General features: G+C 72.7%; 21 protein-coding genes. 11 read left to right on the top strand and 10 right to left on the bottom strand.

Annotated features, from left to right (window positions below):
- Nucleotides 1–11: 11 nt before the first annotated feature.
- A complete protein-coding gene (locus IAG42_RS15220; RefSeq protein ID WP_188337537.1) occupies nucleotides 12–1,202 on the bottom strand; it encodes a flavin-containing monooxygenase in 1,191 nt (396 codons plus the stop codon).
- A gap of 268 nt (nucleotides 1,203–1,470) precedes the next feature.
- On the opposite strand from IAG42_RS15220, the gene IAG42_RS15215 reads away from it, so the two are divergent.
- The 3 genes from IAG42_RS15215 to IAG42_RS15205 all read left to right on the top strand — a co-directional run bounded on the left by IAG42_RS15215 (nucleotide 1,471) and on the right by IAG42_RS15205 (nucleotide 3,362).
- Nucleotides 1,471–1,923, top strand: a complete 453-nt coding sequence (locus IAG42_RS15215; protein WP_188337536.1) for a DoxX family protein — start codon at nucleotides 1,471–1,473, stop codon at nucleotides 1,921–1,923.
- Nucleotides 1,920–2,345, top strand: coding sequence for a Zn-ribbon domain-containing OB-fold protein (locus IAG42_RS15210; RefSeq protein WP_188337535.1), 426 nt, complete (start codon nucleotides 1,920–1,922; stop codon nucleotides 2,343–2,345). The genes IAG42_RS15215 and IAG42_RS15210 overlap by 4 nt, the downstream gene beginning before the upstream one ends.
- An 84-nt stretch (nucleotides 2,346–2,429) precedes the next feature.
- Nucleotides 2,430–3,362: a GNAT family N-acetyltransferase gene (locus IAG42_RS15205; RefSeq protein ID WP_188337534.1), complete on the top strand. Its 933-nt coding sequence runs from the start codon at nucleotides 2,430–2,432 to the stop codon at nucleotides 3,360–3,362.
- On the opposite strand, the gene IAG42_RS15200 is transcribed toward IAG42_RS15205, so the two are convergent.
- Both IAG42_RS15200 and IAG42_RS15195 read right to left on the bottom strand, forming a co-directional pair.
- On the bottom strand, nucleotides 3,340–4,005 hold the full coding sequence (locus IAG42_RS15200; RefSeq protein WP_188337533.1) for a pyridoxine/pyridoxamine 5'-phosphate oxidase: 666 nt from the start codon (nucleotides 4,003–4,005) through the stop codon (nucleotides 3,340–3,342). The genes IAG42_RS15205 and IAG42_RS15200 overlap by 23 nt on opposite strands.
- 255 nt (nucleotides 4,006–4,260) lie before the next feature.
- Nucleotides 4,261–5,463 carry a thiolase C-terminal domain-containing protein gene (locus IAG42_RS15195; protein ID WP_188337532.1) on the bottom strand — a complete coding sequence of 401 codons (1,203 nt, stop codon included), beginning with the start codon at nucleotides 5,461–5,463 and terminating at the stop codon, nucleotides 4,261–4,263.
- 103 nt (nucleotides 5,464–5,566) lie between these two features.
- Between IAG42_RS15195 and IAG42_RS15190 the strand changes: the two genes are divergently transcribed.
- On the top strand, nucleotides 5,567–6,757 hold the full coding sequence (locus tag IAG42_RS15190) for an acyl-CoA dehydrogenase family protein (RefSeq protein WP_188337531.1): 1,191 nt from the start codon (nucleotides 5,567–5,569) through the stop codon (nucleotides 6,755–6,757).
- The gene (locus IAG42_RS15185) at nucleotides 6,757–7,239 is read left to right on the top strand and encodes a nitroreductase family deazaflavin-dependent oxidoreductase (protein ID WP_188337530.1); all 483 of its coding nucleotides are present in this window, start codon (nucleotides 6,757–6,759) and stop codon (nucleotides 7,237–7,239) included. Before IAG42_RS15190 ends, IAG42_RS15185 begins: the two co-directional genes overlap by 1 nt.
- Nucleotides 7,240–7,327: 88 nt before the next feature.
- Here the strand turns inward: IAG42_RS15185 and IAG42_RS15180 are convergent, their stop codons facing one another.
- Entirely contained in the window at nucleotides 7,328–7,975 is a 648-nt protein-coding gene (locus IAG42_RS15180; protein WP_188337529.1) for a TetR family transcriptional regulator, read from the bottom strand.
- A 162-nt stretch (nucleotides 7,976–8,137) separates the two neighbouring features.
- On the opposite strand from IAG42_RS15180, the gene IAG42_RS38010 reads away from it, so the two are divergent.
- From IAG42_RS38010 to IAG42_RS15165, 3 genes are all read left to right on the top strand, one after another.
- Nucleotides 8,138–8,911 carry a VOC family protein gene (locus tag IAG42_RS38010; RefSeq protein ID WP_394811216.1) on the top strand — a complete coding sequence of 258 codons (774 nt, stop codon included), beginning with the start codon at nucleotides 8,138–8,140 and terminating at the stop codon, nucleotides 8,909–8,911.
- A 140-nt stretch (nucleotides 8,912–9,051) separates the two neighbouring features.
- Entirely contained in the window at nucleotides 9,052–11,430 is a 2,379-nt protein-coding gene (locus tag IAG42_RS15170) for an outer membrane protein assembly factor BamB family protein (protein ID WP_188337528.1), read from the top strand.
- Nucleotides 11,431–11,471: 41 nt separating this feature from the next.
- Nucleotides 11,472–12,041, top strand: a complete 570-nt coding sequence (locus IAG42_RS15165) for a hypothetical protein (protein WP_188341396.1) — start codon at nucleotides 11,472–11,474, stop codon at nucleotides 12,039–12,041.
- A gap of 8 nt (nucleotides 12,042–12,049) precedes the next feature.
- Here IAG42_RS15165 and IAG42_RS15160 read toward each other — a convergent pair whose 3' ends face one another.
- Genes IAG42_RS15160 through IAG42_RS15150 form a run of 3 tightly spaced genes read right to left on the bottom strand, consistent with a single transcriptional unit; the run spans nucleotide 12,050 to nucleotide 14,501 of the window.
- The gene (locus IAG42_RS15160) at nucleotides 12,050–12,853 is read right to left on the bottom strand and encodes an enoyl-CoA hydratase/isomerase family protein (RefSeq protein ID WP_188337527.1); all 804 of its coding nucleotides are present in this window, start codon (nucleotides 12,851–12,853) and stop codon (nucleotides 12,050–12,052) included.
- Nucleotides 12,850–13,293, bottom strand: a complete 444-nt coding sequence (locus tag IAG42_RS15155; protein ID WP_188337526.1) for a Zn-ribbon domain-containing OB-fold protein — start codon at nucleotides 13,291–13,293, stop codon at nucleotides 12,850–12,852. The genes IAG42_RS15160 and IAG42_RS15155 overlap by 4 nt, the downstream gene beginning before the upstream one ends.
- Nucleotides 13,294–13,349: 56 nt before the next feature.
- On the bottom strand, nucleotides 13,350–14,501 hold the full coding sequence (locus IAG42_RS15150) for a lipid-transfer protein (protein ID WP_188337525.1): 1,152 nt from the start codon (nucleotides 14,499–14,501) through the stop codon (nucleotides 13,350–13,352).
- Nucleotides 14,502–14,629: 128 nt separating this feature from the next.
- Between IAG42_RS15150 and IAG42_RS15145 the strand changes: the two genes are divergently transcribed.
- Both IAG42_RS15145 and IAG42_RS15140 read left to right on the top strand, forming a co-directional pair.
- Nucleotides 14,630–16,207, top strand: coding sequence for a FadD3 family acyl-CoA ligase (locus IAG42_RS15145; RefSeq protein ID WP_188337524.1), 1,578 nt, complete (start codon nucleotides 14,630–14,632; stop codon nucleotides 16,205–16,207).
- A 220-nt stretch (nucleotides 16,208–16,427) separates the two neighbouring features.
- Nucleotides 16,428–18,287, top strand: a complete 1,860-nt coding sequence (locus IAG42_RS15140) for a serine/threonine-protein kinase (RefSeq protein WP_188337523.1) — start codon at nucleotides 16,428–16,430, stop codon at nucleotides 18,285–18,287.
- Here the strand turns inward: IAG42_RS15140 and IAG42_RS15135 are convergent.
- The 3 genes from IAG42_RS15135 to argS all read right to left on the bottom strand — a co-directional run bounded on the left by IAG42_RS15135 (nucleotide 18,272) and on the right by argS (nucleotide 21,431).
- On the bottom strand, nucleotides 18,272–18,928 hold the full coding sequence (locus IAG42_RS15135) for a nucleoside/nucleotide kinase family protein (protein WP_188337522.1): 657 nt from the start codon (nucleotides 18,926–18,928) through the stop codon (nucleotides 18,272–18,274). The two genes, IAG42_RS15140 and IAG42_RS15135, sit on opposite strands and share 16 nt — an antisense overlap.
- 3 nt (nucleotides 18,929–18,931) lie before the next feature.
- A complete protein-coding gene (locus IAG42_RS15130) occupies nucleotides 18,932–19,297 on the bottom strand; it encodes a PH domain-containing protein (RefSeq protein WP_188337521.1) in 366 nt (121 codons plus the stop codon).
- A 364-nt stretch (nucleotides 19,298–19,661) separates the two neighbouring features.
- Nucleotides 19,662–21,431, bottom strand: coding sequence for an arginine--tRNA ligase (gene argS, locus IAG42_RS15125; protein ID WP_188337520.1), 1,770 nt, complete (start codon nucleotides 21,429–21,431; stop codon nucleotides 19,662–19,664).
- A gap of 195 nt (nucleotides 21,432–21,626) precedes the next feature.
- On the opposite strand from argS, the gene lysS reads away from it, so the two are divergent.
- A complete protein-coding gene (gene lysS / locus IAG42_RS15120; protein WP_223206013.1) occupies nucleotides 21,627–23,381 on the top strand; it encodes a lysine--tRNA ligase in 1,755 nt (584 codons plus the stop codon).
- The last annotated feature ends 58 nt before the right edge of the window (nucleotides 23,382–23,439 follow it).

The following is a 23,439-nucleotide window of genomic DNA, read 5'->3' as shown; positions in this document are numbered from 1 at the left end:
GGCCCGCCCGGTCAGCGCCGGCGGCCGCCGTACGCGGGATCGGCGGCCACCCGGCGGGCGATGCGCTCGGCGTCCCGCGCGATCTCGCGCAGCATCCCGCTGATGGGGTTCGTGTAGCCCTGGAAGTACAGGCCCGGGGTGTCCGGGAGGGTGCGGGCGCCCTGTGTGCGGGGGCGGCCCGTCGCCGGGTCGAGGACGCCGAGGTGGCCGAGCAGCGGTTCGAGCCCCTGCCGGTAGCCCGTCGCCGCGATCACCGCGTCGGGGGTGAGGCGGGATCCGTCCGCGAGGACCACCGCGTCGCCGTCGAAGGACGCGACGGCGGCGACCGGCTCGACCTTCCCCGCGCGCACGGCGTCGATCAGGCCCACGTCCTGCACCGGGATCGCGCCCTCGCGCACCCGGGAGTACAGGCCGGTGTCCGGGCGCGGCAGGCCCTTGTCGCTCAGGTCCGGGACGCTCAGTTTCGCCAGTGGGGCGGCGAGCCGGTCGACCAGGCCGACCGGGAGGCGGCGGCACAGGATGCCGGTGCGCTGGGCGGGCCAGCCGAGCGTCGAGCGGCGCACGAGGTGCGGGGCGGTGCGCACGGCGAGCCGGACGCGGGCGGCGCCGCCCTCCACGAGATCGACGGCGATCTCGGCGCCGGTGTTCCCGACGCCGACGACGAGCACGTCCTGGCCGGCGTACGGGCCCGGGGCGCGGTACTCGGCGGCGTGCAGGAGCTTGCCGCCGTACGTGGCGGTGCCGGGCCAGTCGGGCAGGCGCGGGGTGTGGTTGTGGCCGGTGGCCACGATCACGGCTGCGGAGCGCAGTTCGCGGCCGCCGGTGGCGCGCAGCACCCAGCCGGAGCCGTCCGCGGCGCGGTCGACGCGGGTGACCTCGACGCCGGTGACGACCTCCAGGTCGTGGTGCTCGGCGTACTTCTCCAGGTAGCGCAGCACGTCGTCGCGGGCGACCCAGCGGCCGAAGCGGCGCGGGATCGGCAGTCCGGGCAGGCCGGACAGGCGGCGCGTGGTGTGCAGGCGGAGGCGGTCGTAGTGGGTGCGCCAGGAGGCGCCGACCCGGTCGGACTTCTCCAGCACCACGGCCCGGACGCCTAGTGCCGTCAGGCTCGCGGCCGCGGCGAGTCCGCCTGGGCCGCCGCCGATGACGTACACGGGCGGCCGCTCGTGGCTGCGGGCCGGAGGGGGAGTGGGGGCGGTCATGTGATCGGAGCGTAATCGCGCCTTCACTTGATGGGTCTCGGTCAAGAGGGGAATCGGTTGCGAATCGATCACGGTCCGTGGGTGAAGGGCGTGGAGGAGTGGGGGAGGGGGCGCGGGAACGGGTGGTGAGGCGCGGGTGAGGCGCGGGGAAGGGGGCGGAACGCGGGCTTCGGCGCGTACGGACTCTTGCGGGCGGGCCTCGCCATGCGCTGAACTGACGGTCCGTCAGGAAATGTGGAGTGGCGGAGCGGTCGACGCGGGGAGCGACATGGACGCGATAGGGCTCAGCGGGGCCGAATGGCTCGCGGTGCTGCGCATCGGCCTCGGCCTGTGGTGGCTGGAGAGCTGGCGGCACAAGGACAAGAAGGGCTGGTTCGAGCGGGGGACCGGGATCGCCTGGGCCGCCGACGTCGCCGGCAAGCACAAGTGGAACGCCGTGCGCAGCGGCTTCGACGTCGTCGTCAAGCCCCGGCCCAAGGTGATGGCGTACATCGTCGTGTACGCCGAACTCGCCCTCGGGCTCGGCCTGGTCGTCGGATTCCTGACGCCGGTCGCGCTGGTGGGCGGCCTGCTGCTCAACCTCCTGTACCTCGTCCTCATGATCCACGACTGGGCCGAGCAGGGGCAGAACGCGATGATGGGCCTGATCTCGCTCGTCGCGCTGTTCGCCATGTCCTGGCAGACCTGGTCCCTCGACCACGCGATCGGACTCTTCTCATGACGGCTCCTGCCGCACCCCGCTTCGACCTGCCCGAACCCGACGCCTTCACGCGGCCCTTCTGGGACGCGGCCGCCGAGGGGCGCCTCCTCGTACGGCACTGCGCCGCCTGCGACCGGGCCCACCACTACCCGCGCGAGTTCTGCCCGTACTGCTGGAGCGAGGACGGGAGCTGGCGGGAGGCGAGCGGCCGCGCCACGCTCTACACGTGGTCCGTCGTGCACCGCAACGACCTGCCGCCGTTCGCCTCGCGCACGCCGTACGTCGCCGCCGTCGTCGACCTCGCGGAGGGGCCCCGGATGATGACCGAGGTCGTCGAGTGCGCGGAGGCGGACCTGCGGGCGGGGATGGAGCTGGAGGCCGCGTTCCGGGACACGGGGGCGGGGTTCACGGTGCCGGTGTTCCGGCCGTCTCCCGGGATGTGAGGGCCCGGGGCGTGAGGGGGCGCGGGACCGGCGCCGGAGCGTAAACCCGTGGCCGGGGTTCGCGGATGCCCGCCATGATGACGCATGGCCTCAGCATCGTCCGAGTCGTCCTTCCCCCACCCCTGGTCCGGCTGGTGGCTGACCCGGGACCCTGCGGAGTTCGCGGAGCGCGCGGGGGACTTCCTGCGCGCGGACCCCGCCCTGCACACCGTCGTCCTCAGTGTGATCGCGGCGCAACTGGCGCAGGACGCGCCGAGCCCCGGAGCGTCCTTCGGTGTCTGGCCGGACGCCGAAGGGGGCTGCGCCGGCTACTTCTTCTGGACGCCGCCGCAGCTGCCGTACGCCGTGCTGCCCGGCCCCGAGGCCGCGCACGCCCTCGTCACCCTGCTCGGGGACGCGCTCCCGGACCAGCCGATGACGGGGGTGAACGGGACGGAGGAGACGGCCGCCGTAGTCGCCGAGGCGTGGCGCGCGCGGCACCCCGAGGGGCGGGCCGAACGCATCATGGCGCAGCGGCTGTTCCGGCTCGTGGACCTGACCCCGCCCGACCCGCCGCCCCCGGGCCGGGCCCGGCCGGCCGGGAAGGAGGACCGGGAACTGGTCGTGCGCTGGTTCCTGGAGTTCGCCGACGACGCGCATCTCGGCGCCCGGACGACCCGGGAACAGGCCGAGGAATGGGTCGACAACCGGCTCTCCTACCAGGGTGTGCTCCTGTGGGAGGCCGAGGACGGCACCCCGCTGTCGATGGCCGGCGTCACCCGCCCCGCCGCCGGCAGCGTGCGCGTCGCCCCGGTCTACACGCCGCGCGAGCTGCGCGGACGCGGGTACGCGGGGGCGGTGACGGCGGAGATCAGCCGGGCGGCACGGGACGCTGGCACCCCCGAGATCCTCCTCTTCACCGACCTGGCCAACCCCACCAGCAACGCGCTCTACCAACGCCTCGGCTACCGCCCCGTACGGGACTTCGCGGTCTGGGAGTTCAGGACGGGGGAGGTCACGGCCACAGCAACTCCTTGACCCAGCGGCCGCCTTCCCGCCGGTACCGCAGCCGTACGTGCCGCCGCCGGGCGTCCCCCTGGAAGAACTCCACCTCGTCCGGCAGGAGTTCGTAGACGGTCCACGACTCGGCGACGGCATCGGGCTCCCGCCGAGCCCGCTCCCAGGCGGCGTCGGAGGCGACCTCCAACTCCCCTGGATCGGCCAGCACTTCACTCTGGTGTCCGACGAGGGCGGAGGCGAGGGCGCCGGTGGACCGGGCGTGCAGATCGGCCTGCGCGGCCTCGGCTGACCCGGTCCGCACGCTCCCGCGCACCCGCACCTGCCGCCCCTGCACCGGCCAGTAGAACCCGAGCGCGGCATACGGCGTCCCGGCCAGCTGCCGGCCCTTCGCGCTCCCCGCGTGCGAGGCGAAGTGCCACCCGCGCTCATCGACCCCGTGCAGCATGACGACCCGCACGTCGGCGTGCCCGTCGGCGTCGGTGGTCGCGAGCGAGGGCGTGTGCGGCTCGACCTGCCCGGCCGCGACGGCCGCACCGAACCACTCGGCGAAGAGAGCGACGGGTTCCCCGGGCGCGGCACCGGTGTCGAACCCGGGCAACTCGGTGTCCCAGACCCGGAGGGAGCGCAGGAGGGCGTCGACGGAGGGGGTTTCACTGTCCATGCGGCGATTGTCGCGCGTCCCCGTCCGTGCCCGGCGGCGCTCCTCGGGCCGGATCTAGGGCCTTTCTTTCGGATCCGGCTGGGCTCGCGGGGCGTGGCACGCGCATCTGCGGCGTTGTCGTCGGTTGCCAACTCCCCCAAGCTCTCGGCTTCGCTCGAGCAGGGGGGACCCCCATCGCGTTGTCGCCCTCCTCCGCCTTGCAGCTGCACGCACCACGCCCCGCTCTCTGATCCAGCCTGATCCGAAAGAAAGGCCCTAGTCCCGCCCCAGAATCACCGTCCCCGAGGAGCAGAACCAGCCCCCCGTGCCCGACGCCACCGCCAGTTCCGGGAGGGAGCCGTCCGGGCGGTGGATCTGGTGGGGGCCCGCCTCGCCTCGTAGCTGGCGGACCGCCTCCACCATGAGGAACAGGCCCCGCATGCCGGGGTGCTGGGCGGAGAGGCCGCCTCCGTCGGTGTTCGTGGGGAGTTCGCCGTCGTGGCGGAGGCGGCCCTTCTCGACGAAGGCGCCGCCCTCGCCCTTGGCGCAGAAGCCGAGGTCCTCCAGGGTCACCAGGGTCATGTACGTGAAGGCGTCGTAGATCTCGGCGATGTCGATGTCGTCGGGGGTGACGCCGGCGCGTTCGAAGGCGAGGCGGCCGCTGACGGCGGCGGGGGAGACCGTGAAGTCGTCCCACTCGGACATCGTGGTGTGCGAGACGTGTTCGCCGGTGCCGAGGATCCAGGCGGGCCGCTTCGCGCAGTCGGGGAGGAGGTCGTCGGCGACCAGGAGGATCGCCGCGCCGCCGTCGGAGCGGATGCAGCAGTGCAGCTTGGTGAAGGGGTCCGCGATCATCGGGCCGGAGAGGACGTCGTCGACCGTGATCGGGTCGCGGAACATGGCGTCGGGGTTGCGGGACGCGTTCTGCCGGGCCTGGACGGCCACCTGGGCGAGCTGGTCGAGCGTCGTGCCGTACTCGTGCATGTGGCGGCGGGCGGCCATCGCGTACTTGGCGATGAGCGAGTGCCCGTACGGGACCTCGAACTGGAGGGGGCCCCGGGCGCCGAAGGAGAGGTTCGAGGTGCGGCGCTTCGCCTTGATGTCGGCCCGGGCCGTGGAGCCGTAGACGAGGAGGACCGCGCGGGCGTGCCCGGCGGCTATCGCGTCGGCGGCGTGCGCGGCCATGACCTCCCAGGTGGAGCCGCCCACGGAGGTGGAGTCGACCCAGCGGGGTCTGAGGCCGAGGTACTCGGCGACCTCGACGGGTGCGAGCGTGCCGAGTCCGGCGCTCGCGAAGCCGTCGACGACGTCGGGGGTGAGCCCCGCGTCGGCCAGCGCCCGGCGGGCGGCCTGCGCGTGCAGGGCGTACGGGGTGGCGTCGTCCACGCGTCCGCAGTCGGACAGGGCGACTCCGGCGACGGCCACCTTGCGCCCGGCCGTGCCGCTGCCACCGTTCCTGTCGATCGTCCCAGTCAGCATGAATCTGACGGTACATCAGATTCCGTGATCCGCCCCCTCCCCGGGTCTGGGCATGAGCGCTCCGCCGCCCTAATATGACGGCCCGTCAGAAAGGGAGCCCCGCATGGACGCCAGGTTCACCGAGGAACAGCAGCAGATCCGCCGCACGCTGCGCGAACTCATCACCGAACGCTGCACCCCGGACGACGTCAAGACCGCCGGCCGCACCCCGTCCGGGCACGACCTCGCCCTGTGGAGCGCGCTCGGCAAGGAACTGGGCCTGCCCGGCCTCGCCCTGCCCGAGTCCCGCCGCGGGGTCGGCGCGAGCGTCACCGAGCTCGCCCTCGCGGAGGAGGAGCTGGGCCGCGCCCTCGCACCGACCCCGCTGCTCGCGACCAGCGGCCTCGTCGCCCCCCTCGTCACCGCACTCGGCACCGAGGACCAGCGCGCCGACATCCTGCCCCGCATCGCCGACGGCGCCCTCACCGCCGCGCTCGCCGTGCCCGGCACGGGCCTCGCCACCGCCCTCGGCCTCGTCGCCGACAACGCGGGCGACTGGTCCGGCGGCGGTCGCGCCGGCGGCGTCCAGGCCACCCGCGCCGACACCGGCTGGCGCCTGTACGGGCAGGCCGAGCAGGTCCTCGACGGGCACAGCGCCGACCTGCTGCTCGTCGCCGCGCACACCGGCGGCTTCGCCCGCTCCCGCACCCTCCTCTTCCTCGTCCGCGCGGGCGCCGACGGACTCGTCCGCACCCGGCAGACCGCCCTCGACGAGTCCCGCCCCCAGGCCCGCGTCGAACTGCGCGACGTGGAGGCCGAGTTGCTGGGCGCGGAGGACGCCGACGTGACCGCCGCGCTCACCGCCACCGGCGACACGGCCGCCACCCTCCTCGCCGCCGAGGCCGTCGGCGCCGCCGACCACGCCCTGGAACGGACCGTCGCCTACGTCAAGGAGCGCGAGCAGTTCGGCCGGCCCGTCGGCTCCTTCCAGGCCGTCAAGCACCGCCTCGCCGACGTCTACGTCCAGGTCCAGGCGGCCCGCTCGGCCGCCTACTACGCCGCCTGGGCGGCCGGCACCGGCACCGAACGGGCCGGCGGACTCGCCCTCGCGCAGGCCCTCGAAGCGCTGCGCACCTCCGCCGCCGAGGCCGTCCAGCTGCACGGCGGCATCGGCTTCACCTGGGAGCACGAGGCGCACCTCTACGTGAAGCGCGCCACCGGCGACGAGCTGCTCTTCGGGCCCGTCCACCTGCTGCGGGCCCGCGCCGCCCAGGCCGCCGCCCTGTTCGAGGCGGGCGCGGAGGTGGCCGTCTGATGGCTTCCTCCGCCACCGCGACCCGGATCGTCCAGAAGGTGTCCTCGACCCGCACCTTCGCCCGGATCGCTCCGCACGTCATCCCCGTCATGGACCGCGCCGTGCACCGCCTGACCCGCGGCAAGGTGTTGCTCAGCGCACGGATGCTGCCCGGCGTCATCCTCACCGCCCGCGGCGCGAAGAGCGGGCTGCCCCGGCGCACCCCGCTCGCCTGCATGCCGGAGGAGGAACGGGACGGCTGGCTGCTCATCGGGTCGAACTTCGGGCGCCCCGGCCACCCCAACTGGACCGCGAACCTGCTCGCCCACCCGGACGTGGAGATCAACTGGCGCGGCAAGGACGTCCCCGTCACCGCGCGGCTGCTCGCCGGGGAGGAACGCGCCGAGGCCTGGCAGGCCGCCCTGCGCTTCTGGCCGCCGTACGCCGCGTACCAGGCGCGGATCGACCGGGAGATCAGGCTCTTCCGCCTCGAACGCAGATGAACCGGGCGCCCCTGCGCCAAGGCAACGGCGGCGGCCCACGCGCCGAGCACGTGAACCGCCGCCGTACGACAGGAAAAGGCGCGGAAGGTTACCTCGTCGGCTTCTTGCCGGTCACGCCGAGATAGACCAACAGGGCGAGGTTCGGCTTCAGTTCGGCCTGCTTGACGCCCCAGGTCTGGAAGCCCTTCTGGTGCGAGGCGACCGCCGCGAGCATCGCGACCAGCGAACCGGCCACCGCCGCCGGGCTGACGTCCTTGTCGACCTTGCCCTTGTCCTGGAGCTCCTTGACCGCGTCCGCGAGGGAGTTGTTCACCGAGTTCAGGATCTTCATGCGGATCTTGTAGAAGCGCTTGTCGCCCTCGGCCGCGCCGAGGTCGACGACGCGCAGGATCGCGTCGTTGCGGCGCCAGAACTCCAGGAAACCGTCCACGAGTTCCTGCGCGGTCGCCCAGCCGGCCTTGCCGACCCAGGAGCGGTCGGCGACCAGCTCGGTCAACCCCGCGCCCTCGGTGGCCATTTGCTCGGCGATCTCCAGGACGGCGCCCTCGACGTCCGGGAAGTACTGGTAGAAGGTCGCGGGCGAGGTGCCCGCCTTGCGCGCGACATCAATGACTTTGACGTCCCGGTAGGGCGAGGAGCTGAGCATCTCGCCGAGGCACTCGAGGAGCTTCTGACGTGTCGCCTGACCACGCCGTCCGGCCACACGGCCGTCGACGGTCCGTACTTGTCCTGTCATGCCGTCAGCTTACCGAGGGGTGATCGGAGCGCGATCTGGCCGACTGCAAATGGGGTTGGGGAGCATCGCCCCCGGTCAAATGACGCGCCGGAAGCGAGCGGAATTGGCCATACGTTCGAATATGGGGGCCGGTCCCGGAACGCCCGTGGTTAGCGTGACGCCATGCACCCCGACTTCCCCGAAGGCACCCCCTGCTGGGCCGACGTGGCCCTGCCCGACATCGAGGCGGGCAAGCGGTTCTACGGCGATCTCTTCGGGTGGACCTTCGACGAGGGCGCGGGCGCCGACCACGACTACTACACCGCCGCCTACAGCCAGGACCGCAGCGCCGCCGCCCTGTGCCCCGCCGGACCCGGCACCCCCACCGGCTGGCGGGTGCACCTCGCCGTACGGGACGCCTACGCCGCCGCCGACCGGGTGACGGCGGCCGGCGGACGCATCGCCGCGGGCCCCCTGCCCGGCGGCACCCAGGCCACCGTCGCCCTCGCCCACGGACCCGAGGGCGCCGCCTTCGGGCTCTGGCAGGCCGGCACCCACCGCGGCTTCGAGCGCACCGCCGGCCCCGGCACCTTCCACCACGCCGAACTGCACACCCCGACCCCGCCCGCAGCGCCCTCTTCCACGAGCGGGTCTTCGGCCGGGCCCTCAGCCCCGCACCCGTGCGGCGGGCGGCCCCGGCCCGGCTTCTGCCCCACTTCGCCTGCGCCGACACGGCCGCCGCCTGCGCCGAGGCCGTCCGGCTCGGCGGCCGCGTCCGCACCGGCCCGCACGACTCCCCGTACGGGCCGCTCGCCGTGCTCCGCGACGACCAGGGCGCGGTCTTCGCCGTCTGCGAACCGGTGCCCGGAACAGGGGACGGGCCCGGGCCCGAGCCGGTGTGGGAGTCGCCACAGCAGGACCCGGAACGCGCCTGAAACGCCCCGCATCCTCCCGTGACACCCCGATGTGCCCCCGGGTTCGCAACCGGCGCCCCGGACAGGAAGAATCGGGGTGCGTGCCGCCGTAGCGCTTCGGTGGTGAGACGCTGGCGGGGGCCGGTGAGTGCGCAGGCCCCGTACGGGGAGGTGGGCAGGCAAGTGGTGGATCAGCTGACGCAGCACGATCCGAGGCGGATCGGTCCGTTCGAGGTCCTGGGACGGCTCGGCGCGGGCGGCATGGGCCTGGTCTATCTGGCCCGCTCGGCCTCGGGCCGGCGCGTGGCGATCAAGACGGTGCGCACGGAGCTCGCCGAGGACCAGCTGTTCCGGGTGCGCTTCACGCGCGAGGTCGAGGCGGCCCGGGCGGTGTCCGGCTTCTACACGGCCGCCGTCGTCGACGCCGACCCGCGCGCCGCCGTCCCGTGGCTCGCCACCGCCTACGTCCCGGCGCCCTCCCTCGAGGAAATAGTGAATGAGTGCGGGCCGCTCCCGGCCCAGGCGGTGCGCTGGCTCGCCGCCGGCGTCGCCGAGGCGCTGCAGTCCATCCACGGCGCGGGCCTCGTCCACCGCGACCTCAAGCCGTCGAACGTGCTGGTCGTCGAGGACGGCCCGCGCGTGATCGACTTCGGTATCGCCTCCGGCGTCTCCAACACCCGGCTCACGATGACCAACGTGGCCGTCGGCACCCCCGCCTACATGTCGCCCGAGCAGGCGAAGGACTCGCGCAGCGTCACCGGCGCCTCCGACGTCTTCTCCCTCGGCTCCACCCTCGTCTTCGCGGCGACCGGCCACGCCCCCTTCCACGGCGCCAACCCGGTCGAGACCGTGTTCATGCTGCTGCGCGAGGGCCCCGACCTGGAGGGGCTGCCCGACGAGCTCCGCCCGCTCATCGAGTCCTGTATGCAGATGGACGCCACGCGTCGTCCCTCGCCCGCCGACCTCCAGGCCCAGCTCGCCCCGCACCTCTTCGGCTCCGGCAGCGACGACTCCGGCACCGCCTCCGCCTGGCTGCCGGAGCGCTCCGTCGCGCTCATCGAGTCCCGCCGCGGCGGCCGCCCCGTCATCAAGAGCCCCACCGGCCGCACCCCCGGCCACGGCTCCGGCATGCCGGCGATGCCCCCGCAGCCGCCGGCCCCGCCGTCCACCGACGGCTGGCGGCCCAACCCGTCCGCGTCGCCGGTCGCCGCCGGATCCGCGGGCCGCACCGCCGACGGGCCCGTGCACCTGGCCGGCGCGCAGGTGCCGATCGGGCCCGGCCCCCGGGTCGCGGACGCCCGCGCCGCCGCCGTGAAGGCGCCGCCCGCCGAGCACGGCCTCGCCGCGTCCTGGTCGCGCGGCTCCCGCCCCGCCGGCCCGGCCGTCAACGGCACCGACTCCGCCGTGCCCGCCCCGGCCGCCCCCGAGGCACCGCCCGGCTGGCGCCCCTGGCGCTTCCGCATGTCGAACGACGTGTGGGGCACCCCCAAGGTCTCCGGCGACCTCGTCTACGTCACCTCCTTCGAGGTCCACGCCCTGGACGTGGCCACCGGACGGCGCCGCTTCAAGACCCGCGACGTCGCCTGGGCCATGGCCGTCGCCGACGGCCGCATCCACGCCTCCGACGGCCCCACCCTGTGGGCGCTCGACTCCCGCGAGGGCGCCGAACTGTGGCGCCGCCAGACCGACGCCTGGGTCTACGCCCTCGCCGCCGACCGCGGCACCGTCGTCACCGCCACCCGCGGCGGCGGCGTCCAGGCCCGCGAGGCCGCCAACGGAGACCTGCTGTGGGAGACCTCCGGCTGCCAGACCGACTTCGAGGCCCCCGAGGCCGGGCCGGTCGTACACGACGGCACCGTCTATGTATGGCAGGACGCCCGGCTGCGCGCCCTGGAGGCCCGCACCGGCGAGGAGCGCTGGTCGTACCCGATCGGCGACGCGGCCTCCTGCGGCGGCGTCCCCGTCCGCGTCACCCCCGCCGACGACGGCTACGTGTACGTGTCGGCCGGCACCCGCGTCATCGCCGTCGAGGTCGGCTCCGGCCACGTCCGCTGGCACTTCGAGGCGCCCGCCGTCTTCCTGTGCCCGCCCGCCTACGTGGCCGGACCCGCCGTCACCGGCGGCGGCGTCTACCTCGTCGACCACCTCGGCACCGTCTACGCCCTCGACGCGACCGACGGCCGCGACCGCTGGCGCATCGCCACCGAGCCGCGCCCCGGCTCCGTCGACCCGGTGCTCGTCTCGCACGGTCACGTCCACGTCGGCTCCGGCCAGGGCCTCTACACGCTGGACGCGGTCACCGGCACCCCGAAGTGGCGCTTCCAGGCAGGCGGCGAGATCGTCGGCTCCCCGGTCGTCGCCGACGGCCGCATCCACTTCGGCTCCACCGACCACCTGCTGTACACGCTCAAGGCCGACGACGGCCGGCTGCGCTGGAAGCTCGCCACCGGCGGCGAGATCACCGGCACGCCCGTCGTCACCGACGGCGTCGTCTACGCGTGCAGCAAGGACCGCTGCGTGTACGCGCTGGACGCGGAGAAGGGCACCGGCACCAGCCGCTGACCCGTGTGACCGCCGGGCCCGGTAGTAGGGTGCCCGGCGTGATGAAACGGGGAGTCAAACTCACGGCGCTCGCGGTCCTGGTGGTCATGGTCCTGACAGGGTTCACGTCGGGCCGGGGACGGGGCGGCAGCCACAAGTCCAGCGGCGGGAGCGGCGGCGGCTGCAGCAGCTCCAGCCAGAACCACGACAGCTCGTCGTCGTCCCGGTACGACGACGATGACGACGACTACTACGGCGGAGGGTCGTCGGGCTCGTCCGGTTCGTCGTCCGGCGGCTACACGCGCCGCCCCGACTACGGCTCCACGCCGACCGCCACCTCCACGGGCGGCACGTCCCGGCTGCGCGACGGCACGGCGACGCTGATCCGGTGCGCCGACGCGAAGACGCCGTACGCGCTCGTCCGCGTCAGCAATCCGAACGGCAGGACCGCCGACTTCCGCGCGCGCGTCGCGTTCGAGGACGCGAGCGGGATCCAGATCACCTCGCAATTCGGGGACGTCGAGGTCCCCGCGCGGGGGACCGCGACCGTGAAGGTGAAGCTCGGCGGCGAAGGGCTCGCCGCCGAGGTCGCCCACTGCGAGCTCGACCCCGAGGCCGACGTCCTGAGCTAGAGCCTTTCTCAGCGCACCCGGAATCCGCCGCCCGCCGGCCGGGACGCGAACAGCTCGGCCTGCCGGCCGGGCGGCAGGTTGCCGAGGGCGATCAGGTGCGGGGCCTGCGCGAAGGCGTGGGCGCGCGCCGCCTCGGTCGCCGCCCACACCGCCCGCACCGTCCCCTGCACCGCCTCCGTGGGCTGCCCGGCGATCACCTCCGCGCAGCGGGTCGCCGCCGCCACCGCGCCGCCCGCCTCGGTCACCTCGCTGACCAGGCCGTTCTCGTACGCCCTGCGGGCCGAGAGCCGCTCCGCCGAGCCCATGAGGGCGAGCCGGGCCGCCTCCCCGGGCGGCATCCGCTGCGCCAGGTGCATCGCCTCGTACGCGCTGACCATGCCGTACGTGGTGTGCGGGTCGAAGAACGTCGCATGCTCGTCCGCGATCACGAAGTCCGCCTCGCCGAGCAGGTAGAACGCGCCGCCGCAGGCCATCCCGCCGACCGCCGCGATCACCGGTTTCCACAGGTCGTTCGCCTTCGGCCCGATCGTGAGCAGCGGGTCGTCCATCGCGTACGGGGAGGAGGGCTGAGGCACGTCGACGTCGCGGTCGATGCCGGTGCAGAAGGCCTTGTCGCCGGCGCCGGTCAGGACCACGGCGCGGACGCCGTCGTCGAAGCGGAGGCCGCGCCAGGCCGCCCGGAGCGCGTCGGCGAGCGCGGTGTCGATGGCGTTGTGGCGGTGCGGGCGGTCGAGGGTGACGACCGCGACGCCGGTCTCCTTGTCGGTCTCGACGCGCAGCGGAACGGAGGGCGTGGGCGGGGGCGCGGTCACGGGCGCTCCAGGGTCCAGCGGGGTACGACCACGCCTTCCACCTCGGCGAACACGGCCTGCACCTTGGCGCCGATGCGGATCTTCGCCGGGTCGACCGAGTCGAGGGGGGCGTCGGCGCGGGTGACCAGGTTGCCGACCAGGCGGATGCGGGGAGCGTCCGCGAGCTCGACGACGATCGCGTTGTAGGGAGCCTGGGCCGCGTAGGCGGGGAGCAGCGGGGGGTGCGGGACGACGTACGACCAGATGCGGCCCCGGCCGCTCATCCTGCGCCACTCGGAGTCGAAGGACTGGCAGTGGGGGCAGCAGGGGCGGGGCGGGAAGCGGAGTTCGCCGCAGTCCGGGTTCGCGCAGGCCTGGATGCGGAGTTCGCCCTGGGCGGCGTACTCCCAGAAGGGGGCGCCGTCGTCGTCGGTGACGGGGGTGAGGAGAGCGTCTGCCATGGGTTCGTCCTTTGTCGGGTGCGGCGTGCGTCGTGGCCGGTCGCGGGGTCGCCCCGTCACGGGGCGCGGAGCAGGAGGGCCGAGGTCGGGACGCCCTCGCCCGCGGTGACCAGGCAGGAGGCGGCGTTCGGGACCTGGGCGGTGCTCGTGCCGCGGAGCTGTTTGACGCCCTCGTTGATGAGGTTGAAGCCGTGGACGTAGGCCTCCGAGAGGCCGCCGCCGCCCGTGTTGATGGGGAGCCGGCCGCCGATCTCCAGGGCGCCGCCCTCGGTGAACGCGGCGCCCTCGCCGCGCCCGCAGAACCCGTACCCCTCAAGGGACAGCGGGATGAGCGGGGTGAACGCGTCGTAGATCTGGGCGACGTCCACGTCCTCCGGGGTGAGGTCGGCGTTCTTCCAGAGGTGGCGGGCCGCGGTCCAGGCGGGGCCCGTGAGCGGGTCGTCGTTCCAGTAGTTGACCATGCCGTGGTGCTGGGCGGGCAGGCCCTGCGCGGCGGAGTGGACGTACACGGGCTTCTGCCGGCAGTCGCGGGCCCGTTCGGCGGAGACGATGACGCAGGCGAGCGCGCCGTCGGTTTCCAGGCAGTTGTCGAAGAGGCAGAGCGGCTCGCTGATCCAGCGGGAGTTCATGTACATCTCCCTGGTCATCGGGCGCTCGTACATGATCGCGTCCGGGTTCTGGTTGGCCCGGTTGCGGCAGGCGAGGGCCACGTTGAACAGGTGGTCGCGGGTGGCCCCGTACTCGTGCATGTAGCGGCGCGCGAGCATGCCGATCTCGTCGGCCGGGCGCAGCAGCCCGAAGGGGCGGGTCCACTGGGCCGGGGTCGGCAGCTGCACCGTGGTGTTCTTCCACGGGCGCGGTCCCGAGCCGCGTTTGCGGGAGCGCCAGGCGACACCGACGCTCGCCTGTCCCGTGGCGACCGCGGCGGCCAGGTGTGCGACGGTCGCGCACGAACCGCCGCCGCCGTAGCCGACCTTGGAGAAGAAGGTGACGTCGCCGGCGCCGATGGCCTTGGCCACCTCCACCTCGTCCGTCTCCTCCATCGTGTACGAGGCGAACCCGTCGACCTCCGACGGCGCGATGCCCGCGTCGTCGAGTGCGGCCAGGATCGCCCGGCACGCCAACGTCCTCTCGGACTCCGGGAGTTGTTTCGCGAAGGCCGTCTGGCCTATGCCGACGATGGCTGTCGCGTCCTTCAGTCCCGCCATGGGCACCCCCACCTGGAACGGCCCGGTCCACCGTGATCCGGTGGCTCCGTCTGCTGACAGCGCGTCAGGCTACAGCTAATCTGACGGATAGTCAGCTACGGCGGGATGGCGTGATGGGAGGTCGTTCGATGCGTACGGACCGTACGGAGGGCGAGTGGGGCACGATCCCCGGACTCGTGTGGGACGCGGCCGCACGGTACGCCGCGCACGAGGCCGTCGTCGAGGGGCGCACCCGGATCACTTTCGCCGAGCTCGGCGAACGGGTCGAACGGGCCGCCGCCGCCTGTCTCGCCGCGGGCGTGGAACCCGGCGACCGCGTCGCGATCTGGGCGCCGAACACCCTCGACTGGATCGTCTCCGCCCTCGGCGCCGTCACCTCCGGCGCCGTCCTCGTCCCCCTCAACACCCGCTTCAAGGGCGCCGAGGCCGCCGACGTCCTGGCCCGCTGCCGCGCCCGCCTCCTCTTCGTCACCGGCACCTTCCTCGGCACCTCCTACGTCGCCTCGCTGCGCCGCGCCCAGGAGAACGGAGCCGAACTGCCCGACCTGGAACGGGTCGTCGTCCTCGGCGACACCGCGCCGGACGCGCCCGGCTTCGGCACCTGGAAGGAGTTCCTGGCCGGGGGAGACGCCGTGACCGCGGAGCGGGTGCGCGAGCGCGCCGCCGCGATCCCCGCCTCCGCCCCCTCCGACATCATCTTCACCTCGGGCACCACCGGCCGCCCCAAGGGCGCCGTCATCACCCACGCCCAGACCCTGCGCGGCTACGCGATCTGGTCCGACCTCGCCGGCCTGCGCGAAGGCGACCGCTACCTCATCGTCAACCCGTTCTTCCACACCTTCGGCTACAAGGCCGGCATCATCGCCTGCCTCATGCGCGGCGCCACGATGGTCCCCCAGCCCGTATTCAACGTGGACACGGCCCTCGCCAACATCGCCGCCGAACGCATCTCCGTCCTGCCCGGACCCCCCACCCTCCACCAGTCCCTCCTCGACCACCCGGCCCGCGACACCCACGACCTGTCCGCCCTGCGCCTCGTCGTGACCGGCGCCGCCGTCGTCCCGCTCCAGCTCGTCGAGCGGCTGCGCGGCGAACTCGGCGTCGGCACCGTCCTCACGGCGTACGGCCTCTCGGAGGCCAGCGGCATCGTCTCCATGTGCCGGCGCGGGGACCCCGCCGAGCTCATCGCCGCGACATCCGGGCGGGCGATACCCGGCACCGAGGTCCGGGTGGACGCACCCGCGCCCGGCGAACCCGGAGAGGTCCTCGTCCGCGGCTTCAACGTCATGCGGGGCTACTTCGAGGACCCCGCCGCCACCGCCGAGGCCATCACCGAGGACGGCTGGCTGCGCACCGGCGACGTCGGCGTCATGGACGCCGACGGCTACCTCCGCATCACCGACCGCATCAAGGACATGTTCATCGTCGGCGGCTTCAACGCCTACCCCGCCGAGATCGAGCAACTCCTCGGCCTCCACCCCGACGTGGCCGACGTCGCGGTCGTCGGCATCCCCGACGGCCGGCTCGGCGAGGTCGGCAAGGCGTACGTGGTCCGGCGCCCCGGGGCCGTGACCACCGCCGACGACCTCATCGCCTGGTCCCGCCGCGAGATGGCCAACTTCAAGGTGCCGCGCGAGGTCGCGTTCGTGACGGAACTTCCGCGCAACGCCAGCGGGAAGGTGGTGAAGCAGAAACTGCGGACCTGACGGATCCGAATGCCTTGGCCCGGCCTCGTCGGCCCGACGGCGAGCCCCGTACGGCCTTGGTTGCCCGACGCGTGATGACAGGTCGCGGTTCCGTCGTCGAATGTCGGCCATTGTGGAACAACTCTCATCTCTTGATCCGTCCGCCGCTCCGCTTTCCGCCAACACCCCTTAGCCTGTGGGCCGTTCGTGACTGAACGGCAGTTGACGGGGGAGGCGGGACATGACCGGTCCGCAGGGTGACAACGAGAACGAACGCGGAAACGAGAACGAGGGCGACAGCACGCCACCGGGCGGCATCAAACCGCTGAAGTTCACCGACCCCACCCGCATCGGCCCCTATCTCCTCCTGGGCCGTCTCGGCGCGGGCGGCATGGGGCGCGTCTACCTGGCGCGTACCGAGGGCGGCCGGACGGTCGCGGTGAAGGTGGTGCACGAGGAGCACGTGCAGGACCCGCGGTTCCGGGCGCGTTTCCGGCGTGAGGTGGACGCGGCGCGCCGGGTCGACGAGCGGTACACGGCTCCCGTGCTGGAGGCGGACCCGGATGCCGAGACTCCGTGGGTCGCGACCGGTTACGTCCCCGGCCTGTCCCTCGAACATGTCGTACGGGACCACGGTCCGCTCCCCGCCGACTCGGTGCGCCGCCTGGCGGTCGGTCTGCTCCACGCCCTCGCCGACATCCACGAGGCCGGAGTCGTCCACCGCGATCTGAAGCCGCCGAACGTGATGGTCACGATGAGCGGCCCGAAGGTGATCGACTTCGGTATCGCCAGCGCGGTGCAGGCTTCGGTGGAAGCGCTGCTGACCAGTACGAACATGGTGATCGGGTCTCCGGGGTTCATGTCGCCGGAGCAGATCCGGGGTGAGCAGGTCGGCCCGAAGACCGACGTGTTCACACTGGGCTGTGTGCTGATGTACGCGGCGACCGCGTCGCTGCCGTTCGGCCGGGACCTCAGTAATCAGCTGTCGGTGATGTACCGGGTGGCGAACGACGAGCCCGACCTCGACGCTGTGGAAGATCCGGAGCTGCGGGCACTGATCGCCCGCTGCCTGATCAAGGACGAGGCCGAACGCCCCGCCGTGACCGCCCTGTTGGCCGACCTCGAAGGCACGCCGGAGCCGGGCCGCTCCCCGGTGTGGCTGCCGAACGACGTGGTCGCCCGTCTCGCGGTCCAGTCGGCGGCACTCCTCGACGCGGAAGCCGAACCCGTACGCGAACCCGCCCCCGCCGACCGCATGACGATCGACCTCAGCCCGGCCCCCGCCGCCACGGCACCCTCCGAGCCGGGGCGCCGCAAGCGTGCCGTGACCCTGCTGCTGCCCGCGGTCGTGGTCGTCGCCGTGACCACCACGACCGTGCTCACCCTCCAGCCCTTCGCCCGGGACGACAGCGACCGTGGGGCACCGCCGGCCACCACGGGCCCCGCGACTCCCGGCGTCACGTCCCCGACGCCCTCGGAGGCGTCGCCGTCCCGCACGGGAAACAAGGACGACGGCAAGGCGAAGGACAAGAACAAGGACAGGGCGGGGGACAAGCAAGGCGGAGGCGACGAGGAGAACGCGGACCAGGGTGCCGGCGGCGCGGCGGGTGCCACGGGGGCGCAAGGCGGCGGAGCCGACTCCGGCGGCGACACGTCCTCCTCGGCGGGATCAGGCACGGACTCCGGCTCCGGCTCGGGTTCGGGGGGCACCTCGAGCTCGGGCTCCACGTCGACCTCCGGCGGGTCCTCCGGCGGCACCTCCGGTTCGGGCTCCGGGGGCACCACGGGCAGCGTCCCCGCCGCCTTCGTCGGCACCTGGAAGCTCGACGAGGTCTACAACCAGGGCGTGGCCGGGACGGTCACGATCACCAGCGCCGGTACGGTTCGCTACCGCGACTTCGTGTACAACAACTGCCCCTACGACGCGAAGGTGACCTCCGTCAGCGCGTCGGGCAGCAGCATCAGCGTGGGCGCGTCCCACCTCGTCGGATCGAACCCCGGATACTGCTGGACCCCCACCCAGGCCTCGACGTTCACGAAGACGAGCGGCGGACTCGTCCAGAGGCTCTCGAACGCCGACTACCACTACAAGCGGGCCTGACGCAGCACCCCGCCGTCCAGATCCACCACCACGTCGGCCCGCGACCGCCCTGAGGCCACCCGCCGGGCGTTCGCCTCGTCCGAGCGCAGGACCCAGGCGTGTGCCTCCTCGGGGGACTTGCCGAACTCCACGTGGCGGGCCACGAGACGGCGCACCCGCGTCGCCTCGTCCACCGCCACCCACCACACCTCGTCGAGGAGCGGCCGCACCTCGTCCGACCAGGGCGCCTCGTCGAGCAGCAGATAGTTCCCCTCCGTCACGACGAGCGGCACCTCGGGCGGCACGGGCAGCGCGCCCGCGACCGGCTGCTCCAGGTCCCGCTCGAACGACGGCGCGTACACCGTCTCGCCCGCCCGCGGCTCCCGCAGCCGCGCCAGCAGCGCCGCGTACCCGTACGCGTCGAACGTGTCCGGCGCCCCCTTGCGGTCCGCGCGCCCCAGCCGCGCCAACTCGGCGTCGGCGAGATGGAACCCGTCCATCGGCACCGACACCGCGGCCCCGCCGAGTGCCCCCACGACGGCAGCGGCCAGCGTCGACTTGCCCGCACCGGGCGGCCCGGCGATCCCGATGATCCGCCGGGCACCCGGCACGGCCAACGCCTCGGCGCGGGCCGCGAGTTCCGCCACGTACCGGTACGTCATCGGTCAGCGCGTGACGAACTGCGTCAGGATCGCCTGCACCTCATAGATGTCGACCCCCTTGGTGAAGGTCTTCTCGATCGGCGCCGCCGTCCCCGACACCCAGATCTTCAGCTCCGCGTCCAGATCGAAATGCCCCGCCGTCTCCACGGAGAAGTGCGTGATGCTCCGGTACGGCAGCGAGTGGTACTCGACCTTCTTCCCGGTCATCCCCTGCTTGTCGATCATGATCATGCGCCGGTCCGTGAGCAGAATCGCGTCCCGCACCAACTGATACGCCCCGTAGACCTGCTCCCCCTGCCCGAGCAACCGCGCGTACTCGTGCGCGGCCTTCCCCGGATCAATGGTGTGAGCGTTCCCGAACAGCGCCATCGAAGCCCCCGTCTGTCATGCCGTTCCCTGCGGTCCCCCAGTGAACGGGCGAGCCAACAGCCGAGTTCCCCAGCACCCCGAGGGCCCACCGGTAGTGGCCGACAGCGGTGGTGACTCCGAGCAGCCCGGTCAGCCAGAGCAGCGTCCCGGAACCGAGCGCGAGGCAGGCCTCGTACCCGTTGTGCGCGGCATACGCCCCGCCGAACGCGGCCCACAGCCCACCGGCCCAGGGGAGGAAGGACACCAGCAGCCACGTGAGGCTCCGCACCGGTGCGCGCAGGGCCCTGACGCCGTACACGCCGGTCGGGAACGGCAAGGGCCCCGCAAGCGCACACGCGCTCCGGGGCCCTTCGTTTCGAAGCCGTCAGAGCTTCTCGGGCGTGCGGATGCCCAGGAGGGCCATGCCCTGGTGGAGGGTGCGGGCCGTCAGGTCGCACAGGAACAGGCGGTTCTCCACGACCTCCTGGGCGGGCCGGGGCCGCACCACCGGGCACTGGTCGTAGAACGTCGTGTACAGCGACGCCAGCTGGTACAGGTACGCGGCCAGCTTGTGCGGCGCGTACTCGGCGGCGGCCTCGAAGACCAGATCGCCGAACGCGTCCAGGTGCAGGCCGAGCGCCCGCTCCGCCGGCTCCAGGGCCAGCTCCGGATGGGCGACCGGGGCGTCACCCGCGTCGGCCCGGCGCAGGATCGACTTGATCCGGGCGTACGCGTACTGCAGGTACACCGACGTGTCGCCGTTCAGCGACACCATCTGGTCCAGGTCGAACTTGTAGTCGCGGTTCGCCGATGTCGACAGGTCGGCGTACTTCACCGCGCCGATGCCCACGTACCGGCCGTTCTCCACGATCTCCTGCTCGGTCAGGCCCACCTTCTCGGCCTTCTCCCGCACGACCGCCGTGGCCCGCTCGGCCGCCTCGTCGAGCAGGTCCTCCAGCTTGACCGTCTCGCCCTCACGCGTCTTGAACGGCTTGCCGTCCGCGCCGAGCACCGTGCCGTAGCCCATGTTGTGAGCCGTGACGTCGTCGCCCAGCCAGCCCGCGCGCCGCGCCGTCTCGAACACCATCTTGAAGTGCAGCGACTGCCGCACGTCCACCACGTAGATCAGCGACGTGGCGTGCAGGTTCTGGACCCGGTCACGGATCGCGGTGAGGTCGGAGGCCGCGTACCCGAAACCGCCGTCCGCCTTCTGCACGATCAGCGGGACCGGCTTGTCGTCCTTGCCCTTGATGTCGTCGAAGAACACCACGAGCGCGCCCTCGGAGCGGACGGCGACACCCATCTCCTCCAGCAGACGCGCCGTCTCCGGCATGCCCTCGTTGTACGCCGACTCGCCGACGATCTCGTCGTCGCGGATCTCCATGTCGAGCTTCTCGAAGACCGAGTAGAAGTAGACCTTCGACTCGTCGACGAAACGCTGCCACAGGTCGAGGGTCTCCTTGTCGCCCGACTGGAGCGCGACGACCCGCTTGCGGGCCCGCTCCTTGAAGCCCTCGTCCGCGTCGAACACGGCACGCGACGCCTTGTACACCCGGTTCAGGTTCGACATGGCCTGCTCGCCGTCCGTGTCGGTCTCCGCGGACAGCTCGCCCGGGTTCTCGATCAGGTACTGGATCAGCATGCCGAACTGGGTGCCCCAGTCGCCGATGTGGTGCCGGCCGATCGTCTTCTCGCCCGTGAAGTCGAGCATCGCGCGTAGCGCGTCACCGATGACCGCCGAACGCAGGTGGCCGACGTGCATCTCCTTCGCCACGTTCGGCTGCGCGTAGTCGACGACCGTGACGCCCGGGATCTCCTTCAGCGGGACGCCCAGCCGGTCGCCGTCCGCGGCACGCGCGGCCAGCGTCTCGGTGATCGCCCGGTCGGCGACCGTCACGTTCAGGAAGCCGGGGCCCGAGACCTCGACGTCGGCGAGCAGGTCACCGGTCGTGATCCGCTCCACCACCTGCGCGGCCAGCTCCCGCGGGTTCGCCTTCGCCTTCTTGGCGAGGGCCAGGATCCCGTTCGCCTGGTAGTCGGCCCGGTCGCTACGTCGCAGCAGCGGGTCCGCGCCGCCGGCCTCCGGCAGGGCGGAAGTCAGGGCGTCGGCGAGGCGTGCGTTGACGTTGGCGGTGATGGACGTGACCGGGGCCATGGGTATGGGCTGCCGTTCTGGTCGGGGCTGGTTTTCGTTAGTCCCGCTCAGTATCCCACGGGGCGGCAACGGGGTTTTTCCGCAGATCGCCGGCGCCGCACGACAACGCGTTTCCCCCCAGCGCCGGGTAACTGGGAGAATGGCCGCAGCAGAGCTCACCCGCTTCACCGCATCGCAGAGAAGGACGACCGAATCGTGGCCCAGAGCACAGGCGCGGACACCCAGGACTGGGTGTCCCGTTACGCGGACGATGTCATCGCCGAGTCCGAGCGCCGCGCCCCGGGCAAACCGGTCGTCGTGGCCTCCGGCCTCTCCCCGTCCGGCCCGATCCACCTCGGCAACCTCCGCGAGGTCATGACCCCGCACCTGGTCGCCGACGAGATCCGCCGCCGCGGGTACACGGTGCGGCACCTCATCTCCTGGGACGACTACGACCGGTACCGCAAGGTGCCCAACGGCGTCCCCGGCACCGACGCGTCCTGGGCCGAGCACATCGGCAAGCCGCTCACCTCCGTCCCGGCCCCCGCCGGCTCGGAGTACCCGAACTGGGCGGAGCACTTCAAGGCCGCCATGGTCCAGGCCCTCGCCGACCTCGGCGTCGAGTTCGACGGCATCAGCCAGACCGAGCAGTACACCTCGGGCACCTACCGCGAGCAGATCCTGCACGCGATGAAGCACCGCGGCGACATCGACGCCATCCTCGACCAGTACCGGACGAAGAAGGACCCGAAGAAGGCCCCCAAGCAGCAGCAGGGCCAGAAGCCGGTCGACGAGGCCGAGCTGGAGGCCGCCGAAGGCTCCGGCGCCGCGTCCGAGGACGACGGCAGCGGCGGCACCGGTGGCTACTACCCGTACAAGCCGTTCTGCGGCGAGTGCGGCAAGGACCTCACCACCGTCACGTCCTACGACGACGACACCACCGAGCTGTCCTACACCTGCACCCTCGACGGCTTCACCGAGACCGTCCGCCTGTCCGAGTTCAACCGCGGCAAGCTGGTCTGGAAGGTCGACTGGCCCATGCGCTGGGCCTACGAGGGCGTCATCTTCGAGCCCTCCGGCGTCGACCACTCCTCGCCCGGCTCCTCCTTCCAGGTCGGCGGCCAGATCGTCGACCAGGTCTTCGGCGGCAAGCAGCCCATCGGCCCCATGTACGCCTTCGTCGGCATCAGCGGCATGGCCAAGATGTCCTCCAGCAAGGGCGGCGTCCCCACCCCCGGAGACGCCCTCGAGATCATGGAGCCGCAGATCCTGCGCTGGCTCTACGCCCGCCGCCGCCCCAACCAGTCGTTCAAGATCGCCTTCGACCAGGAGATCCAGCGGCTCTACGACGAGTGGGACAAGCTCAGCGCCAAGGTCGCCGACGGCACCGTGCTCCCCGCCGACGCCGCCGCCCACAGCCGCGCCGTCGGCACCGCCGCCGGCGAGCTCCCCCGCACCGAGCGCCCCCTCGCCTACCGCACCCTGGCCGCCGCCGCCGACGTCACCGCCGGCGACGAGGAGCAGATCCTGCGCATCCTCTCCGAGCTCGACCCGGAGAACCCCGTCACCGACCTCACCCCCGTCCGGCCCCGGCTGGACAAGGCAGAGGCCTGGATCAGCAAGTACGTCCCCGCCGAGTCCCGCACCATCGTGCGCACCGAGCCCGACACCGAGGCCCTCGCCGGCCTCGACGACGCCTCCCGCGCCTCGATCGCCCTGCTCCTCGACGGCCTCGACGAACACTGGTCCCTCGACGGCCTCACCCACCTCGTCTACGGCGTCCCCAAGGTCCAGGCCGGCTACCCCGCCGACGCCACGGCCAAGGAACTCCCGGCCGAGATCAAGACCGCCCAGCGCAGCTTCTTCGCGCTGCTCTACCACCTGCTCGTCGGCCGCGACACCGGCCCGCGCCTGCCCACGCTCCTCCTCGCCGTCGGCGCGGACCGCGTACGCAAGCTCCTCGCCGCGTAACGCTCCGCGCACAGCGGAAAGGGGCGGCACCGGAAACCTCCGGTGCCGCCCCTTCCCG

Origin of the sequence: Streptomyces xanthii (assembly GCF_014621695.1) — a bacterium.
Taxonomy (GTDB): domain Bacteria; phylum Actinomycetota; class Actinomycetes; order Streptomycetales; family Streptomycetaceae; genus Streptomyces; species Streptomyces xanthii.
Note: the sequence above shows the minus strand (reverse complement) of the source record. Positions and strands in the feature narration are given on the sequence as shown.

Excerpts from the sequence above, each read along its gene's own strand:
- IAG42_RS15220 (WP_188337537.1), bottom strand. The coding sequence starts at position 1,202 with ATGACCGCCCCCACTCCCCCTCCGGCCCGCAGCCACGAGCGGCCGCCC.
- IAG42_RS15215 (WP_188337536.1), top strand. The coding sequence starts at position 1,471 with ATGGACGCGATAGGGCTCAGCGGGGCCGAATGGCTCGCGGTGCTGCGC.
- IAG42_RS15210 (WP_188337535.1), top strand. The coding sequence starts at position 1,920 with ATGACGGCTCCTGCCGCACCCCGCTTCGACCTGCCCGAACCCGACGCC.
- IAG42_RS15205 (WP_188337534.1), top strand. The coding sequence starts at position 2,430 with ATGGCCTCAGCATCGTCCGAGTCGTCCTTCCCCCACCCCTGGTCCGGC.
- IAG42_RS15200 (WP_188337533.1), bottom strand. The coding sequence starts at position 4,005 with ATGGACAGTGAAACCCCCTCCGTCGACGCCCTCCTGCGCTCCCTCCGG.
- IAG42_RS15195 (WP_188337532.1), bottom strand. The coding sequence starts at position 5,463 with ATGCTGACTGGGACGATCGACAGGAACGGTGGCAGCGGCACGGCCGGG.
- IAG42_RS15190 (WP_188337531.1), top strand. The coding sequence starts at position 5,567 with ATGGACGCCAGGTTCACCGAGGAACAGCAGCAGATCCGCCGCACGCTG.
- IAG42_RS15185 (WP_188337530.1), top strand. The coding sequence starts at position 6,757 with ATGGCTTCCTCCGCCACCGCGACCCGGATCGTCCAGAAGGTGTCCTCG.
- IAG42_RS15180 (WP_188337529.1), bottom strand. The coding sequence starts at position 7,975 with ATGACAGGACAAGTACGGACCGTCGACGGCCGTGTGGCCGGACGGCGT.
- IAG42_RS38010 (WP_394811216.1), top strand. The coding sequence starts at position 8,138 with ATGCACCCCGACTTCCCCGAAGGCACCCCCTGCTGGGCCGACGTGGCC.
- IAG42_RS15165 (WP_188341396.1), top strand. The coding sequence starts at position 11,472 with ATGAAACGGGGAGTCAAACTCACGGCGCTCGCGGTCCTGGTGGTCATG.
- IAG42_RS15155 (WP_188337526.1), bottom strand. The coding sequence starts at position 13,293 with ATGGCAGACGCTCTCCTCACCCCCGTCACCGACGACGACGGCGCCCCC.
- IAG42_RS15150 (WP_188337525.1), bottom strand. The coding sequence starts at position 14,501 with ATGGCGGGACTGAAGGACGCGACAGCCATCGTCGGCATAGGCCAGACG.
- IAG42_RS15145 (WP_188337524.1), top strand. The coding sequence starts at position 14,630 with ATGCGTACGGACCGTACGGAGGGCGAGTGGGGCACGATCCCCGGACTC.
- IAG42_RS15140 (WP_188337523.1), top strand. The coding sequence starts at position 16,428 with ATGACCGGTCCGCAGGGTGACAACGAGAACGAACGCGGAAACGAGAAC.
- IAG42_RS15135 (WP_188337522.1), bottom strand. The coding sequence starts at position 18,928 with ATGACGTACCGGTACGTGGCGGAACTCGCGGCCCGCGCCGAGGCGTTG.
- IAG42_RS15130 (WP_188337521.1), bottom strand. The coding sequence starts at position 19,297 with ATGGCGCTGTTCGGGAACGCTCACACCATTGATCCGGGGAAGGCCGCG.
- argS (WP_188337520.1), bottom strand. The coding sequence starts at position 21,431 with ATGGCCCCGGTCACGTCCATCACCGCCAACGTCAACGCACGCCTCGCC.